Origin of the sequence: Streptomyces alfalfae (assembly GCF_004127445.1) — a bacterium.
GTDB classification, from domain to species: Bacteria; Actinomycetota; Actinomycetes; order Streptomycetales; family Streptomycetaceae; genus Streptomyces; species Streptomyces alfalfae.
In genome coordinates, this window is record NZ_QEXM01000001.1 from 21,075 (window position 1) to 36,937 (window position 15,863).

General features: G+C 71.1%; 11 protein-coding genes. 3 read left to right on the forward strand and 8 right to left on the reverse strand.

The genetic code is table 11. The features are described from left to right. Positions 1-61 precede the first annotated feature (61 nt). Positions 62-1,693, reverse strand: coding sequence for an L-glutamate gamma-semialdehyde dehydrogenase (pruA, locus tag DCW30_RS00110; protein ID WP_062771283.1), 1,632 nt, complete (start codon positions 1,691-1,693; stop codon positions 62-64). 54 nt (positions 1,694-1,747) lie between these two features. Then, positions 1,748-2,674: a proline dehydrogenase family protein gene (locus DCW30_RS00115; RefSeq protein ID WP_062771282.1), complete on the reverse strand. Its 927-nt coding sequence runs from the start codon at positions 2,672-2,674 to the stop codon at positions 1,748-1,750. A 160-nt stretch (positions 2,675-2,834) separates the two neighbouring features. Between DCW30_RS00115 and DCW30_RS00120 the strand changes: the two genes are divergently transcribed. Both DCW30_RS00120 and DCW30_RS00125 read left to right on the forward strand, forming a co-directional pair. Next, positions 2,835-4,046, forward strand: a complete 1,212-nt coding sequence (locus DCW30_RS00120; protein WP_076684345.1) for a PucR family transcriptional regulator — start codon at positions 2,835-2,837, stop codon at positions 4,044-4,046. 104 nt (positions 4,047-4,150) lie between these two features. Continuing rightward, complete coding sequence (locus tag DCW30_RS00125; RefSeq protein WP_076684346.1) at positions 4,151-4,501, forward strand: hypothetical protein; 351 nt, start codon at positions 4,151-4,153, stop codon at positions 4,499-4,501. Positions 4,502-4,608: 107 nt separating this feature from the next. On the opposite strand, the gene DCW30_RS00130 is transcribed toward DCW30_RS00125, so the two are convergent. Then, positions 4,609-5,196: a TetR/AcrR family transcriptional regulator gene (locus tag DCW30_RS00130; RefSeq protein ID WP_076684347.1), complete on the reverse strand. Its 588-nt coding sequence runs from the start codon at positions 5,194-5,196 to the stop codon at positions 4,609-4,611. 136 nt (positions 5,197-5,332) lie between these two features. Between DCW30_RS00130 and DCW30_RS00135 the strand changes: the two genes are divergently transcribed. Next, positions 5,333-6,868, forward strand: a complete 1,536-nt coding sequence (locus DCW30_RS00135) for an MFS transporter (protein ID WP_076684348.1) — start codon at positions 5,333-5,335, stop codon at positions 6,866-6,868. A gap of 48 nt (positions 6,869-6,916) precedes the next feature. Here the strand turns inward: DCW30_RS00135 and serA are convergent, their stop codons facing one another. The 5 genes from serA to DCW30_RS00165 all read right to left on the reverse strand — a co-directional run bounded on the left by serA (position 6,917) and on the right by DCW30_RS00165 (position 15,428). After that, positions 6,917-8,521 carry a phosphoglycerate dehydrogenase gene (serA, locus tag DCW30_RS00140; RefSeq protein ID WP_062771277.1) on the reverse strand — a complete coding sequence of 535 codons (1,605 nt, stop codon included), beginning with the start codon at positions 8,519-8,521 and terminating at the stop codon, positions 6,917-6,919. Positions 8,522-8,746: 225 nt separating this feature from the next. Next, a complete protein-coding gene (gene ilvC, locus DCW30_RS00145) occupies positions 8,747-9,748 on the reverse strand; it encodes a ketol-acid reductoisomerase (protein WP_062771276.1) in 1,002 nt (333 codons plus the stop codon). Positions 9,749-9,848: 100 nt separating this feature from the next. Next, on the reverse strand, positions 9,849-10,376 hold the full coding sequence (ilvN, locus tag DCW30_RS00150; RefSeq protein ID WP_062771275.1) for an acetolactate synthase small subunit: 528 nt from the start codon (positions 10,374-10,376) through the stop codon (positions 9,849-9,851). 29 nt (positions 10,377-10,405) lie between these two features. Beyond that, positions 10,406-12,253, reverse strand: a complete 1,848-nt coding sequence (locus DCW30_RS00155) for an acetolactate synthase large subunit (protein ID WP_076684349.1) — start codon at positions 12,251-12,253, stop codon at positions 10,406-10,408. Between the two features lie 289 nt (positions 12,254-12,542). Beyond that, a complete protein-coding gene (locus DCW30_RS00165) occupies positions 12,543-15,428 on the reverse strand; it encodes a putative bifunctional diguanylate cyclase/phosphodiesterase (protein WP_076688861.1) in 2,886 nt (961 codons plus the stop codon). Positions 15,429-15,863: the final 435 nt, after the last annotated feature.

Here is a 15,863-nt window from a genome sequence, read left to right on the forward strand (position 1 = left end):
GGGGTGGGGCCCAGGTCGGAGGCGGGGTTCAGGGGCGGGCCGCAGGGGCCCGTGCGGGGCGTCAGCCCATGTGCGGGTAGCCGTACTCGGTCGGCGGCACCAGCGTCTCCTTGATGGCCCGGGTCAGGGTCCAGCGCTGGAGGTTCTGCGGGGCGCCGGCCTTGTCGTTGGTGCCGGAGGCACGGCCGCCGCCGAAGGGCTGCTGGCCGACGACGGCGCCGGTCGACTTGTCGTTGATGTAGAAGTTGCCCGCGGCGAAGCGGAGCTTCTCCATCGTGTGCGCGGCGGCGGCGCGGTCACCCGCGATGACCGAGCCGGTCAGCGCGTAGTCGGAGACCGACTCCATCTGGGCCAGCATCTCGTCGTACTTGTCGTCCTCGTAGACGTGGACGGCGAGGATCGGGCCGAAGTACTCGGTCGTGAAGACCTCGTTGGCCGGGTCGGCGCACTCGATGACGGTCGGGCGCACGAAGTAGCCGACCGAGTCGTCGTAGGTGCCGCCCGCGACGATGGTGCAGGAGTCGTCCGCCTTGGCGCGGTCGATGGCCGCCTTGTTCTTGGCGAACGCGCGCTCGTCGATGACGGCGCCGATGAAGTTCGACAGGTCGGTGACGTCACCCATCTTGATGCCGTCGACCTCGGCCGCGAACTCCTCCTTGAACCCGGAGTTCCAGATGGAGGCCGGGATGTAGGCGCGCGAGCTGGCGGAGCACTTCTGGCCCTGGTACTCGAAGGAGCCGCGGGTCAGCGCGGTCTTCAGGATCGCGCGGTCGGCGCTCGGGTGGGCGACGACGAAGTCCTTGCCGCCGGTCTCGCCGACGAGGCGCGGGTAGGTGCGGTACTTGGCGATGTTCTCGCCGACCGTCTTCCACAGGTACTGGAAGGTCGGGGTGGAGCCGGTGAAGTGGATGCCGGCGAGGTCGCGGTGGTTCAGGGCGACCTCGGAGACGGCGATGCCGTCACCGGTGACGAGGTTGATGACGCCCTTGGGCAGGCCCGCCTCCTCCAGGAGCTGCATGAGCAGCACGGCGGCGTGCGTCTGCGTCGGGGACGGCTTCCACACGACCACGTTGCCCATCAGGGCGGGGGCGGTGGGGAGGTTACCCGCGATGGCGGTGAAGTTGAACGGCGTGATCGCGTAGACGAAGCCCTCGAGCGGGCGGTGGTCCAGGCGGTTCCAGACGCCGGGCGCGTTGGCCGGGGGCTGCTCGGCGAGCAGGTCACGGGCGTACTTGACGTTGAAGCGCCAGAAGTCGACCAGCTCGCAGGGGGTGTCGATCTCGGCCTGCTGGGCGGTCTTGCCCTGGCCGAGCATCGTCGAGGCGGCCATGGTCTCGCGCCACGTCGTGGACAGCAGCTCGGCGGCGCGCAGGATGATCGCGGCGCGGTCGTCGAAGGACATGGCGCGCCACGCGGGGGCGGCGGCCAGGGCGGCGTCGATCGCGTCCTGGGCGTCCTGCTGGGTGGCGCCGCGGCCGGTGCCGATGACCGCCTTGTGGTTGTGCGGCTGCACGACCTGGAAGGGCTCGCCGCCACCGAGGCGCTTGACGCCGCCGATGGTCATCGGCAGCTCGATCGGGTTCTCGGCCAGCTCCTTGAGCTTGGTCTCCAGGCGGGCGCGCTCCGGGGAACCGGGGGCGTAACCGTGCACCGGCTCGTTGACCGGGGCGGGGACCTGAGTGACAGCGTCCATGAGTTCCGTATCTCCTTTGAGGGGGTCGAGGGGGTGGGAAGCTCAGCCCTTGGTTCAGTCCTTGGTGAGGATGGAGCGGGCGAAGAAGAGCAGGTTGGCGGGCTTCTCGGCGAGGCGGCGCATGAAGTAGCCGTACCAGTCGGTGCCGTAGGCGGTGTACACGCGCATGCGGTGGCCCTCGGCGGCGAGCCGCAGGTGCTCGTCGCTGCGGATGCCGTACAGCATCTGGAACTCGTACTCATCCAGTTTGCGCCCCGCGCGCCGGGCGAGCTCCTGCGCGATGGAGATCAGCCGCGGATCGTGCGAGCCGATCATCGGGTACCCGTCGCCCTCCATGAGGATACGGGTGATCCGCACGTAGGCCTTGTCGATCTCCGCCTTGTCCTGGTGGGCGACCTCGGCGGGCTCCTTGTAGGCGCCCTTCACGATGCGTACGCGGCTGCCGGCGGCGGCCAGGCGGCGGGCGTCGGCCTCGGTGCGGAAGAGGTAGGACTGGATGACGCAGCCGGTCTGCGGGAAGTCCTTCCGCAGCTCCTCGTGGATGGCGAACATCGAGTCGAGGGTGGTGTGGTCCTCGGCGTCCAGGGTGACCGTGGTGCCGATGGCCGCGGCGGCCTCGACGACGGGCCGGACGTTGGCGAGAGCCAGCTCGTGGCCGCCCTCCAGCGCCTGGCCGAACATGGACAGCTTCACCGACATCTCGGCCTTCGTGCCGAGGCCCAGGTCCTTCAGGCGCCCGATGAGCTCCAGGTAGGCGTCGCGGGCGGCGTGGGACTGCTCGACGGTGGTGATGTCCTCGCCCACCACGTCGAGGGTGACCTCAAGGCCCTTGTCGGCGGCGTCGACGATGATCGGCACGACGTGGTCGACGGTCTCGCCCGCGATGAAGCGGTCGACGACCTGCTTGGTGCCGGGGGCCGCCGAGACGAAACGGCGCATCTTGTCGCTGCGTGACGCGGCGAGAATCACGGGACCCAGCACGGGCACCTCCACAGGTGTACGAAATCGAGTGCGTACCGGACATGCCCCTCATACGGGAAACGTGGCGGTACGGCACGGAGAACCACCGTGAAATCTAAGGATCCGCCGGGGCCCGAACCATCGACACCTGTCACGCATCCGCGCCCCGGATCTCAGACAGATGTCTGAAGAAGCGGACACCCTGCGCGAGAATGGAGGAGTGAAAGGCGACTACCAGGAACCGGTGGACGAGATCTCGGCGCTCCTCGGCGCTCCCGCGACGCTGGAGAACCGGGACTTCGAGCTGATCGCCTTCGGGGCACACGACGGCGGCGGCGACAGCGGCTTCGACGCGGCCGTCCTCGACCCCGTCAGGACCCGCTCGATCCTGACCCGCCGCTCCACGGCCGAGGTCCGCGCCTGGTTCGAGAGCTTCGGCATCACGCGCGCCACGGGCCCCGTCCGCATCCCGCCCACCCCGGAGGCGGGCGTCCTGCGGGGCCGGATCTGCCTGCCGGTGCGTCACCGCGGCTTCGCCCTGGGCTACGTATGGCTGCTCGACGACGAGCCGGGGCCCAGCGACCGGCAGCTCGCCGCCGCCATGGAGGTGGCCGGGCGGATCGGCGCTCTCCTCGCCGACGAGGCGCAGGCGGGCGCCGATCTGACCAGGGAGTTCCGCGCGGTCCTCACGGCCGAGCGCGGCTGGCAGCGGGACATGGCGGTGGCCGCCCTGCGCACGGCCCTCGGCTCCCGCGCGGAGAACCTGCACGCCGTGGTCTGCGTGGCCCCCTGGCCCACCGCCGACCCCGAGGAGATCCCCGCGGCGCGCACGGTGCCGGGAGCCGCGGCGGTCTGCACGGTGCCGTGGGGCACGACGCGGCAGTCCCTCGCGGCCCTGGTCCGGCTGCGCTCCGCCGACGCGCTGTCGCCCGCGCACACCGCGGCGTCGCGCCTGGCGGAGGCCGCGCGCGGGACGTCGGGGAGCGCCGCCGCGGGGATCGCCGGCGCCCGGCACGGCCTGGAGGATCTGGGCGCGGCCTGGTGGGAGGCGTCGGGGGCGGCGCGCGCGGCCCTGGCCGAGCAGCGGTTCGCCCCGGTGGCGCACTGGTCGGACGTGGGTCCCTACCGGCTGCTCACCGCCCTGCCGCCGGAGGCCGCCCACGACCCGGTGGGCGGGCAGCTGCTGAGCCCCGCCCACCGTGAACTGGCCCGCACCGCCGAGGTGTTCCTCGACTGCGCGGGCCAGGCGGGCCGCACGGCCGCGGAGCTGCGCATCCACCGGCAGACGCTCTACTACCGGCTCTCGCGCGTGGAACAGCTCACCGGCCTCGATCTGGACGACGGCGAGGACCGGCTGCTGCTGCACATGGTCCTAAAGTCGTCACGACTGTAAGTGGCGGGTAACGAACGGCTCTTGGCCGGATGCGGCGCGATCTTGCGGTTGTAGGTTCTTCCCCGAACGAACATGCACCCTTCACACGGGAGAACCACAGCCTCATGAAGTTCAGGAAGTTCGCCGCCGGCGCCGTCGCCGTCTCGGCCCTCGCGCTCGTCGGCACCACCGTCACCGCGGGCGCCGCCGCCGCGGCCACGAAGCCCGACTGCTCCCGGGGACTCACCAACGTCCCCGCCAAGGAGACGGTGAAGGTGCGCAAGACCGCGAAGGTGAGCGGCACCGCCGTCGGCCAGATCAACAAGGGCCGCAAGGCGTTCCTCTGCAACGACGGCAAGTCCTTCAAGGGCCAGACGTACACGCTCTGCGGCAAGAAGAGCAGCGAGTGGCTGTACGTCGACCCGAACAACGGCAGGTTCCGGGGCTACGTCCCGCGCGCCTGCATGAAGTGGTAGTCGGCCGCCTCGGGCCGATCACCCGCGGCGGGCGGTGAACGACCGCCCGCCCCCACCGCGCGCACCCGGAGCCGCTCCCCCGGCCCCGGGTGCGCGCTCCCGTTCGTTCAGGCCGCCTCGTCCCGCATCCGCTCCATCGCGCGCCGCAGCCCCTCGGTCAGCTGCTCGGCGGTGGTCGCCGTCTCCGGATCGAAGAGCCACTGGACCATCAGGCCGTTGAGCAGCGTCGTGTAGAGACGCCCCTCGGTCTCGACGACGTCGTCCGGGATGACGCTCTCGTCGATGCCGGTGAGCACGGCGGCGAGACCGCTGCGCCCCTCCCCCTGCGCCTTGACCAGCAGGTCGCGGATGCCCGCCAGGCGCTCGCCCTGCGTGATGACCTCCAGGATCAGCATCCAGATGGGCCGCGACCGGGGGACCGAGCCGAGGATGCCCGTCCACACCTCCTGGAAGCGCTCAAGGCCACGCTTCTCGGCGTCCCCTTCTCTCCGCGCGGGCGCGAAGTCCTCGGCCATCGGCCCGATGAGCGCGATGAACCCCTCCACGAGCAGGGCGTCCTTGGACCCGTAGTGGTAGCCGATGGACGCGAGGTTCGTCCCCGACTCCTTCACGATGTCGCGGGCCGTCGTACGGACGAACCCCTTTTCGAGGAGGCAGCGCTTGGCGCCTTCGAGCAGATCTTCGCGATGTCCCATGCCGGCCAGCCTAGCCGCCGCTCATACAACCGTCCCATACGCGCGTCCCATACCTGTGCCCCATACGGCCGCGCCGGACAGCCGTACTATACATACGTACTAGACAAACGTTTTATACGCTCGTACAGTCCCGGCCATGCAGACGAACTCCCGTGCCACCCGCAGGGAATGGACCGCGCTCGCCGTCCTGATGCTCCCGTTGCTCCTGGTCTCCATGGACGTCTCCGTCCTCTACTTCGCCATCCCGCAGATCGCCGCCGACCTGCGGCCGAGCGGCACACAGCAGCTCTGGATCCTCGACATCTACGCGTTCGTGCTCGCCGGACTCCTGATGACCATGGGCTCCCTGGGCGACCGCGTGGGCCGCCGCAGGCTGCTCATGTTCGGCGCCACGGCCTTCGGCGCCGCCTCGCTCGTCGCCGCGTACGCGGAGAGCGCCGAGACGCTGATCGCCGCCCGCGCGGTCCTGGGCATCGGCGGCGCGACCCTGATGCCGTCCACCCTGGCCCTGGTGCGCACCCTGTTCCGCGACGCGGGAGAGCGCGCGAAGGCCATCGGGATCTGGCAGGGCGTGCTGGTCGCGGGCATCGCGCTCGGCTCGGTGATGAGCGGCGTCCTCGTCGAACACTTCTGGTGGGGCTCGGTCTTCATGGTCAACCTGCCCGCGATGGCGCTGCTGCTGGTCCTCGCGCCCCTGCTGATCCCGGAGTCCAAGAACCCCGCGCCGGGCCGCTTCGACCTGCTGAGCGTCCCGCTGTCGACGGCCGCCGTGCTCCCGCTGGTCTGGGGCCTCAAGGAGATGCCCGCCGAGGGGGTACGGCTCCCCTACGTGGTGTCCGTCGCCGTCGGGCTGCTGTTCGCCGTCCTCTTCGTGCACCGCCAGCGCACCGCGGCCTCACCGATGATCCCGCCGGGGCTGTTCCGGGGCCGCGGCCGGGCCTTCGGCGCCGCGGTCTCGCTGAACCTCGTCTCCTCCCTGGCGATGATGGGCTCGGCGTACTTCACCACGCAGTACCTCCAGTCGGTGCTCGGCAAGAGCGCCATGGAGGCCGCGCTCTGGGCGCTGCTGCCCTCGGTTCTCATCGGCTTCGCGGCACCGCTCGCCACGGCCCTGGTCCAGCGCGGCCTGGACCGCGCCCACGTGGTGGCCTTCGGCTTCGCCCTCTCCGCCTGCGGCTACGGCCTGCTCGCCCTGACGGGCACCGACTCCCTGTGGCTGGTCCTCGCCGGTTCCGGCCTGCTGGCCTGCGGCGCGGTCGTCATCGGCGCCCAGCTCACCGACCTGGCGCTCGGCGCCGCCCCCGCGCACCGGGCGGGCACCGCGTCCTCGCTCCTGGAGACCGGCCAGGAGTTCGGCGGCGCGATGGGCATGGCGCTCCTGGGCTCCATCGGCAACGCGGTCTACCGCGACGCGATCCCCGCCTCCGCCCCGGCCGAGGCCCACGAGACACTGGGCGGCGCCCTGGCGGCGGCCCACCACCTGCCCGAACAGGCCGCGAACGCCCTCCTGAAGACGGCCGGGGAAGCCTTCACCAGCGGCATGCACGCGGCGGCCCTGACGGGAGCGGTCCTGCTGCTCGCGGCGGCGGCACTGTCCGCGAGGACGCTGCGCGGAACGGAACCCCGCGCAGCAGAAACGCCGGACGGGGTATCCAGCCCGTCCGGCGTCTGAGGCGAGCCCGGCGCAGCCGGCGATTCGGCCGTACGGGGCTCCGGAGCCCTAGTCCGTGAGGTCCACCGCGCGCACGGACTGCGCGCCGATCTCCTCGGCCAGTTCGTTGAGCACCGGCTGCGGCACCGTGTCGTCGACGGTGAGCACCGCGAGGGCCTCCCCGCCGACGTCGGCGCGGGCGACCTGCATGCCGCCGATGTTGATGCCGGCTTCGCCGAGGACGCGGCCGACGGTGCCGACGACGCCGGGACGGTCCGCGTACCGCAGGACGACCATGTGGTCGGCCAGGGCCAGGTCCACGTCGTACTCGCCGATGGAGACGATCTTCTGCAGGTGCTTGGGCCCGGCCAGCGTGCCGGAGACCGCGATCTCCTCGCCGCCGGAGAGCGTGCCGCGCACGGTGACCACATTGCGGTGGTCGGGCGACTCGGAGCTGGTGGTGAGGCGGACCTCGACGCCTCGCTCCTGGGCGAACAGCGGCGCGTTCACGTACGAGACGGTCTCGTCGACGACGTCCTCGAAGACGCCCTTCAGCGCGGAGAGTTCGAGCACCTTCACGTCGTGCTGGGTGATCTCGCCGTACACCTCGACGTCGAGGCGGGCCGCGACCTCGCTCGCGAGGGCGGTGAAGATGCGGCCGAGCTTCTCGGCGAGCGGCAGGCCGGGACGGACGTCCTCGGCGATGACGCCGCCCTGGACGTTCACGGCGTCCGGCACGAGCTCACCGGCGAGCGCGAGACGCACCGACTTGGCGACGGCGATGCCGGCCTTCTCCTGGGCCTCGTCCGTGGAGGCGCCCAGGTGCGGGGTGCAGACGACCTGGTCGAACTGGAAGAGCGGGGAGTCCGTGCAGGGCTCCTTCGCGTACACGTCGAGACCGGCGCCGGCGACGCGGCCCTCCTTGAGGGCGGAGTGCAGCGCCTCCTCGTCGACGATGCCGCCGCGCGCGGCGTTGACGATGCGGACGGTCGGCTTGACCTTGTGCAGCGCCTCGTCGCCGATGAGGCCGAGCGTCTCGGGGGTCTTCGGGAGGTGCACGGTGATGAAGTCGGAGACTTCGAGCAGCTCGTCGAGCGAGAGGACCTTCACGCCCATCTGGGCGGCGCGCGCGGGCTGCACGTACGGGTCGTAGGCGACGACCTTCATGCCGAAGGCGCTCATGCGCTGGGCGACGAGGGCGCCGATGCGGCCGAGGCCGACGACGCCGAGGGTCTTCTCCGCCAGCTCGACGCCCGTGTACTTGGAGCGCTTCCACTCGCCGTTCTTCAGGGCGGCGTTGGCCTGCGGGATGTTGCGCGCGGTGGCCAGGAGCAGGCCGCAGGCGAGCTCGGCCGCGGTGACGATGTTCGACGTGGGGGCGTTGACGACCATGACGCCGGCCTTGGTGGCGGCGGAGACGTCGACATTGTCGAGGCCCACGCCCGCGCGGGCGACGACCTTCAGCTTCTTCGCGGCGGCGATGGCCTCGGCGTCGACCTTGGTCGCGGAGCGGACCAGGATCGCGTCGACGTCGGCGATCGCGGGCAGCAGCTCGGCCCGGTCCGCGCCGTTGCACTGGCGGATCTCGAAGTCCGGGCCCAGGGCGTCTACGGTCGCGGGCGACAGCTCTTCAGCGATGAGTACGACGGGTTTGCCGGTGGCAGCAGTGCTCACGTGAGTCCTCACAAGTCCCTGGCGGACGGCCGTCCCGACGGCCGCAGGCGGAGTCGCTTAGCCGCGTGGAAGACGCACGACGCTGTGGGCCCGACGCGAATGTTGAACAGAAGCATAGTGGCGCGACGCGCCTCAGCATGCGCCGCTTCGGAAGGATCACCCGTCCGTGGCTGGACGCGGTGGACAAGGGCCGGGGCTCGCGCCCCGGCCCTTGTGCCGTACGACTTACGCGTCGTCGTCGTTGACCCAGGACATGAGCTTGCGGAGCTCCTTGCCCGTGGTCTCCAGCAGGTGGTTCTCGTCCTGCGTCTTGTACTCGTTGTACTTCTTCAGACCGCCGTGGTACTCGTCCATCCAGTTCTTGGCGAACGTGCCGTCCTGGATCTCGGCGAGGACCTTCTTCATCTCGGCCTTGGTGGCGTCCGTGATGATCCGCGGGCCGGTGATGTAGTCGCCCCACTCGGCGGTCTCGGAGACCGACCAGCGCATCTTCTCCAGGCCGCCCTCGTACATGAGGTCCACGATCAGCTTCAGCTCGTGGAGGCACTCGAAGTACGCGATCTCCGGCTGGTAGCCCGCCTCGGTCAGCGTCTCGAAGCCGGCCTTGACCAGCGCGGCGGTGCCGCCGCAGAGCACGGCCTGCTCGCCGAAGAGGTCGGTCTCGGTCTCCTCGGTGAAGGTCGTCTTGATGACGCCCGCACGCGTGCCGCCGATGCCCTTGGCGTACGAGAGCGCCAGCGGGAAGCCGTTGCCGGTGGCGTCCTGCTCGACGGCCGCGATGCACGGGACGCCGCGGCCCTCCTCGTACTGACGGCGCACCAGGTGGCCCGGGCCCTTCGGGGCGACCATGCAGACGTCGACGCCCTCGGGGGCCTTGATGAAGCCGTAGCGGATGTTCAGGCCGTGGCCGAAGAACAGGGCGTCGCCGTCCTTGAGGTTGTCCTTGATGGACTCCTCGTAGACCTGGGCCTGGATCGGGTCCGGGACCAGGATCATGATGACGTCGGCCTCGGCCGCCGCCTCGGACGGGGTGACGACCCGCAGGCCCTGCTCCTCGGCCTTGGCCTTGGACTTGGAGCCCTCGTGCAGACCGACGCGGACGTCGACGCCCGAGTCACGGAGCGACAGCGCGTGGGCGTGGCCCTGGCTGCCGTATCCGATGACCGCGACCTTGCGGCCCTGGATGATGGACAGGTCGGCGTCGTCGTCGTAGAACAGCTCGGCCACTGGGAATCTCCTATGTGTGCTGGTGTTGCGTCCCACCGTACGGCGGGTTCGGCGAGGGAAGGGGGCGGGTCTCGGTATCCGAGAGGGATACCGGGCCCGGTCAGGCGCTGCGGTCGAGCGCCCGCAGACTGCGGTCGGTGATGGAGCGGGAGCCGCGGCCGATCGCGATGGTGCCGGACTGCACGAGCTCCTTGATGCCGAAGGGCTCCAGCATCTTGAGCATGGCCTCCAGCTTGTCGCTGCTGCCGGTGGCCTCGATGGTGACGGCCTCCGGGGAGACGTCCACGGTCTTGGCGCGGAAGAGCTGGACGATCTCGACGATCTGGGAGCGGGTCTCGTTGTCCGCGCGGACCTTGGCGAGGACCAGCTCGCGGGCGACGGCGGCGTCCGGCTCCAGTTCGACGATCTTCAAGACGTTGACGAGCTTGTTGAGCTGTTTGGTGACCTGTTCGAGCGGGAGTTCCTCGACGTTCACGACGATGGTGATGCGGGAGATGTCGGGGTGCTCGGTGACGCCCACGGCGAGCGAGTCGATGTTGAAGCCGCGGCGCGAGAACAGGGCGGCGATCCGGGCGAGGATGCCGGGAGTGTTCTCGACCAGGACGGAGAGCGTGTGCTTGGTGGACATGACTCTTGGTCTCTCTTTCGCTCTCGGTCTCAGTCGTCTTCGTTGTCGCCGAAGTCGGGGCGGACGCCCCGGGCGGCCATGACCTCGTCGTTCGAGGTGCCCGCCGCGACCATCGGCCAGACCTGGGCGTCCTCGTGGACGATGAAGTCGACGACGACGGGCCGGTCATTGATGGCGTTGGCCTCGGCGATGACCTTGTCGAGGTCCTCGGGGCGCTCGCAGCGCAGCGCCACGCAGCCCATGGCCTCCGACAGCTTGACGAAGTCCGGGACGCGGGTGCCCTTGTTGGGGCCGATGGCCTCGGGGCCGCTGTGCAGGACGGTGTTGGAGTACCGCTGGTTGTAGAAGAGCGTCTGCCACTGGCGGACCATGCCCAGGGCGCCGTTGTTGATGATGGCGACCTTGATCGGAATGTTGTTCAGGGCGCAGGTGGTGAGCTCCTGATTGGTCATCTGGAAGCAGCCGTCGCCGTCGATCGCCCAGACCGTGCGGTCGGGCTGTCCGGCCTTGGCGCCCATGGCGGCCGGGACCGCGTACCCCATCGTCCCGGCGCCGCCGGAGTTGAGCCAGGTCGCGGGCTTGTCGTACTCGATGAAGTGGGCGGCCCACATCTGGTGCTGGCCGACGCCCGCGGCGAAGATCGTGCCCTCGGGGGCGAGCCGGCCGACGCGCTCGATGACGTGCTGCGGGGAGAGCGAGCCGTCCTCGGGCTGGGTGTAGCCGAGGGGGTAGGTCTCGCGCCAGCGGTCGAGGTCGGCCCACCAGGCGGTGTAGTCGCCCGTGTGGCCCTCATTGTGCTCGGCCTGGACGGCCTGGACCAGGTCGGCGATGACCTCGCGGGCGTCACCGACGATCGGCACGTCGGCGGCGCGGTTCTTGCCGATCTCGGCGGGGTCGACGTCGGCGTGCACGACCTTGGCGTACGGGGCGAAGCTGTCCAGCTTGCCGGTGACGCGGTCGTCGAAGCGGGCTCCGAGGGCGACGATCAGGTCGGCCTTCTGCAGCGCGGCGACGGCGGTGACCGCGCCGTGCATGCCCGGCATCCCCACATGCTGCGGGTGGCTGTCGGGGAACGCGCCGAGCGCCATCAGAGTGGTGGTGACGGGCGCTCCGGTGAGCTCCGCCAGGACCTTCAGCTCGGCGGTGGCCCGGGCCTTCAGGACGCCGCCGCCGACGTAGAGCACCGGCCGCTTGGCGGCGGTGATCAGCTTGGCGGCCTCGCGGATCTGCTTGGCGTGCGGCTTGGTGACCGGGCGGTAGCCGGCCAGGTCGAGCTGCGGCGGCCAGGAGAACGTCGTCTGCGCCTGGAGCGCGTCCTTGGCGATGTCCACCAGGACGGGGCCCGGGCGGCCGGTCGAGGCGATGTGGAAGGCCTCGGCGATGGTGCGCGGGATGTCCTCGGCCTTGGTGACCAGGAAGTTGTGCTTGGTGATCGGCATCGTGATGCCGACGATGTCCGCCTCCTGGAAGGCGTCGGTGCCGATGGCCTTGGAGGCCACCTGACCGGTGATCGCGACCAGCGGGACGGAGTCCATGTGGGCGTCGGCGATCGGCGTGACGAGGTTGGTGGCGCCGGGGCCGCTCGTCGCCATGCAGACGCCGACCTTGCCGGTGGCCTGCGCGTAACCAGTGGCCGCGTGGCCGGCGCCCTGCTCGTGCCTGACCAGGACGTGGCGGACGCGGGTGGAGTCCATCATCGGGTCGTACGCGGGAAGGATGGCGCCGCCGGGGATGCCGAATACCGTGTCGGCCCCGACTTCCTCAAGAGAACGAATGAGGGACTTCGCACCCGTGACGTGCTCGACGGGCGTCGTCTGCTGTCCAGAGGATCGGGGCCGCGGCTGCGGATGGTGGGCCCCGGTGGCCTGCTCGGTCATCGGCATTCTCTTCTCGAAGCTGAGGGTTTTTGCGGGGGTTTAGCAGGGTTTCGGCAGGTGCTGATGCAACAAAAAACCCCTCGTGCCGTGAGGCAAGCGAGGGGAGCGCGTCGGGTGCGTTCGCTGGGTTCCGGTGTTCGGACCGGTCCGCCCCAGCTTCAGCCGACGCGCTTTCCAAGTACGAGAATTCGGGTGCGCATGGCATTGACCCTCCCCCCGGCACGCAGTGCCTGTCAAGTAGGTGGGACACGGGTCTCATTATGTGAACGCGCCCAGGGCGGGGCCGTGGTCATGAGCGGCCCGCGGAGCCGCCCGCGTACGCCTGCGCGCCCCCGCCCACGAAGGTCTGCGCGGGCCCGCCCGCGAGGACGGGCTCCGCCGCGCCGCGCGGCACCGGGTACTCCCCGAGGGTGAGCGCCCTGCGCAGCCGGTGCTCGTCCAGCGGCCCGGAGAACGCCACGCCCTGCCCGTGCGTGCACCCCATCTCGCGCAGGACCGTCACCTGCTCGGGCAGGTCGACGCCGTCGGCCACGGAGAGCAGCCCGAGGTCGCCCGCTATGCGCAGCAGCCCCGAGGTGATCTTGTGGGCCCGCGCGGACTCGGCGACGCCCTCGACCAGGCCCCGGTCCAGCTTCAGGATGTCGACGGGCAGCCGGCGCAGCGCGGTGATCGCCGCGTACCCGCCGCCGAAGCCGTCGAGCGCGATGCGTACGCCGAGCCGGCGCAGGGCGGTGAGGCGGCGCTCCAGGTCGTCGAGGGGGACCCGGGGGTCGCTCTCCGCCAGTTCGATGACGAGCGCGCCCGAGGGCAGGCCGTACCGGGTCAGGAGCGCCTCGACGGAGCCGAGGGGCATGGAGCGGTCCAGGAGCATGCGCGCGCTCATCCGCACGGTGACCGGCACCGCGTGGCCGGCGCGCCCCCGCTCCGCGGCCTGCTCGACGGCCTTCTCCAGTGTCCAGCGGCCCAGCGCCGCCGTGCGGTCGCTCTCCCTGGTGTCGCGCCCGCCGTCCCTCTCCCCGGCCTTGGTGGCCCGCAGGAACTCGGCGGGGGTGTAGAGGATGCCCTGGGCCGAGCGCCAGCGGGGCTGTGCGGCGACCGCCGTGATCCGGCCGTCGTCGAGGGCGACCACGGGCTGGTGGAGCAGCGCGAACTCGCCGTCGTGCAGGGCGGCGCGCAGCCGGGTGGCCTGCTCCGCCTTGCGGGCGACGTCGGCCTGCATCTGCGGCGCGTACAGCTCCACGCGGCCCTTGCCCGCGGCCTTGGCGCGGTACATCGCGAGGTCGGCGTTGCGCAGGAGTTCGCCCGCGCCGATGCCCGGCTCGGCGAACGCCACGCCGATGGACGCCGCGACGCGCACGTCGTTGCCGTCGATGGCGTAGGGCTGGGAGAGGGTGATTCTCAGCCGGTCGGCCAGTTCGTAGATGTGCCGTTCCCTCGCGGCCTGGTCCCTGGTCCCGTCGCCGACGATGAGGGCCGCGAACTCATCGCCGCCGAGCCGGGAGGCGGTGTCGCCCGAACGCACCGCCTCCTGAAGTCTGCGCGCCGCCTGGATGAGCAGTTCGTCCCCGGCCTGGTGGCCGATGGTGTCGTTGACCGCCTTGAAGCCGTCGAGGTCGATGAAGAGCACGGCCGTGCCGCGGTCGGTCACTCTGCGGCCGGTCAGCGCCTGGCCCACCCGCCGGGTGAACAGGGCGCGGTTGGGCAGGTCGGTGAGCGGGTCGTGCTCGGCGTTGTGCTGCAACTGGGCCTGGAGCCGCACCCGTTCGGTGACGTCCCTGCTGTTGAAGATGAGGCCGCCCTGGTGGCGGTTGACGGTGGACTCGACGTTGAGCCAGTCGCCGTTGCCCGATCGGAAGCGGCACTCGATGCGGGTGGTCGGCTCGTCGGCCGGGTGGGCGGCGAGGAATCTGCGCACCTCGTGCACGACCCGGCCGAGGTCCTCGGGGTGCATCAGCGAGGCCAGTTCGGAGCCCACCAGTTCGTCGGCGTCACGGCCGTAGACCCCGGCGGCGGCCGGGCTCACGTAGCGCAGGATGCCGTTGGGCGCGGCGATCATGATGACGTCGCTGGAGCCCTGGACCAGGGAGCGGAAGTGGTTCTCCTTCTGGGCCAGCTCCTGGGTGAGCGTGATGTTGTCCATGAGCATGATGCCCTGGCGGACGACGAGGGCGAGCACGACGGTGCCCGCGGTGAAGAGCACGACCCGGTCGACGCTGCGGCCGTTCAGGACGTTGTACAGGATGCCCAGCGTGCAGACCGCGGCGGCGAGGTACGGCGTGAGGGCGGCGAGCGAACCGGCGATCGGACGCGTGCCGGACGCCTTCGGCTCGTCGGGCCCGCCGTCGTGCGCCTCGCGCGCGTGGACCTGCCCGGCCGGCCCGCGCACCTGCCAGGGGACGGCCCAGGGCGCGTACGCCAGGAGGAGGGAGCCCGTGAACCAGCCGGCGTCCAGCATCTGGCCCGAGCGGTAGCTCGTGTGCAGCAGGGGCGAGGTGAACAGGGCGTCGCACAGCACGGTCACCGCGAGCGCTCCGATCGCGGTGTTCACCGCGGTGCGGTGCGTCGACGATCGTCTGAAGTGCAGCGCCAGGACCATGCTGACCAGCGCGATGTCGAGCAGGGGGTAGGCGAGGGTAAGCGCGGCGTGCGCGACGCTCTGGCCCTCGAACTGCGCGGTGTGCGCGAGGGCGAGGCTCCAGGCGATGGTGAGGAGCGAGCCGCCGATCAGCCAGGAGTCCAGGGCGAGGCAGGTCCAGCCCGCCTTGGTCACCGGGCGTTTGGCGAGCACGAGCAGGCCGATGATGGCGGGTGGCGCGAAGCAGAGGAAGAACAGGTCGGCGTAGCCGGGGCTCGGCACGGGGCGGTCGAGCACGACCTCGTACCAGCCCCAGACGCCGTTCCCGACGGCCGCCATCGCGGAGGAGAGTGCGAAGAGCAGCCATGCGGGTCGAAAGCGGCTGCGGCGCGTGCGGGAGTAGTGGAAGCAGGAGACCGCGGCCGCCGCCGCCGCGATGCTCAGCCCGAAGTCACCCATGATCAGGGCCAGCCGCTCGGACCCCCAGCCCGTCGCCGCGCCGGCGGCGTACCCGCCGCAGAGGAGCAGCAGGAGCACCTGGGAGACGAGGCAGCGCCCGCCCGGCAGGGGGCGGCGCAGCAGGGGTGCCGGCGGAGGCAGCGTCGGCGCCGCGAGCCCCTGGTCGAGGACGGCGGCGGAGCCCCGGGGGGTGCTCACCGCGCCACCCTGGTCCGCGCCGTGCCGACCCGCGCCGCCCCGACCCGCGCCGCGCCCGTGCCCGGCCGGTCCGTGTGACGGCCGCACCGGCACGGCCACTGCGCGCTCCGGCGGTCGCCCGCCCGGGTCCCGGCTCGGCCGCTCGCGCGGGCCGGCGCGTGTGAGAGTCGGCGGCCGTCCCGCCACGTCGGATCGTCCGCCCCTGGGCCAAACATCACCCGTCGCCCCCCTTGCAGTCCGCTGTGCGTCCCCGGCGCCGCTGGTCCACGGCGCTTCCCCAGTCGGGACGATACACCAGGATCGTCACTCAGGGACATAGCCTCTCTACGCTCCGTGACTACGCTCGACGGGGTGGGCACAGAGCGCACCCATATGGGT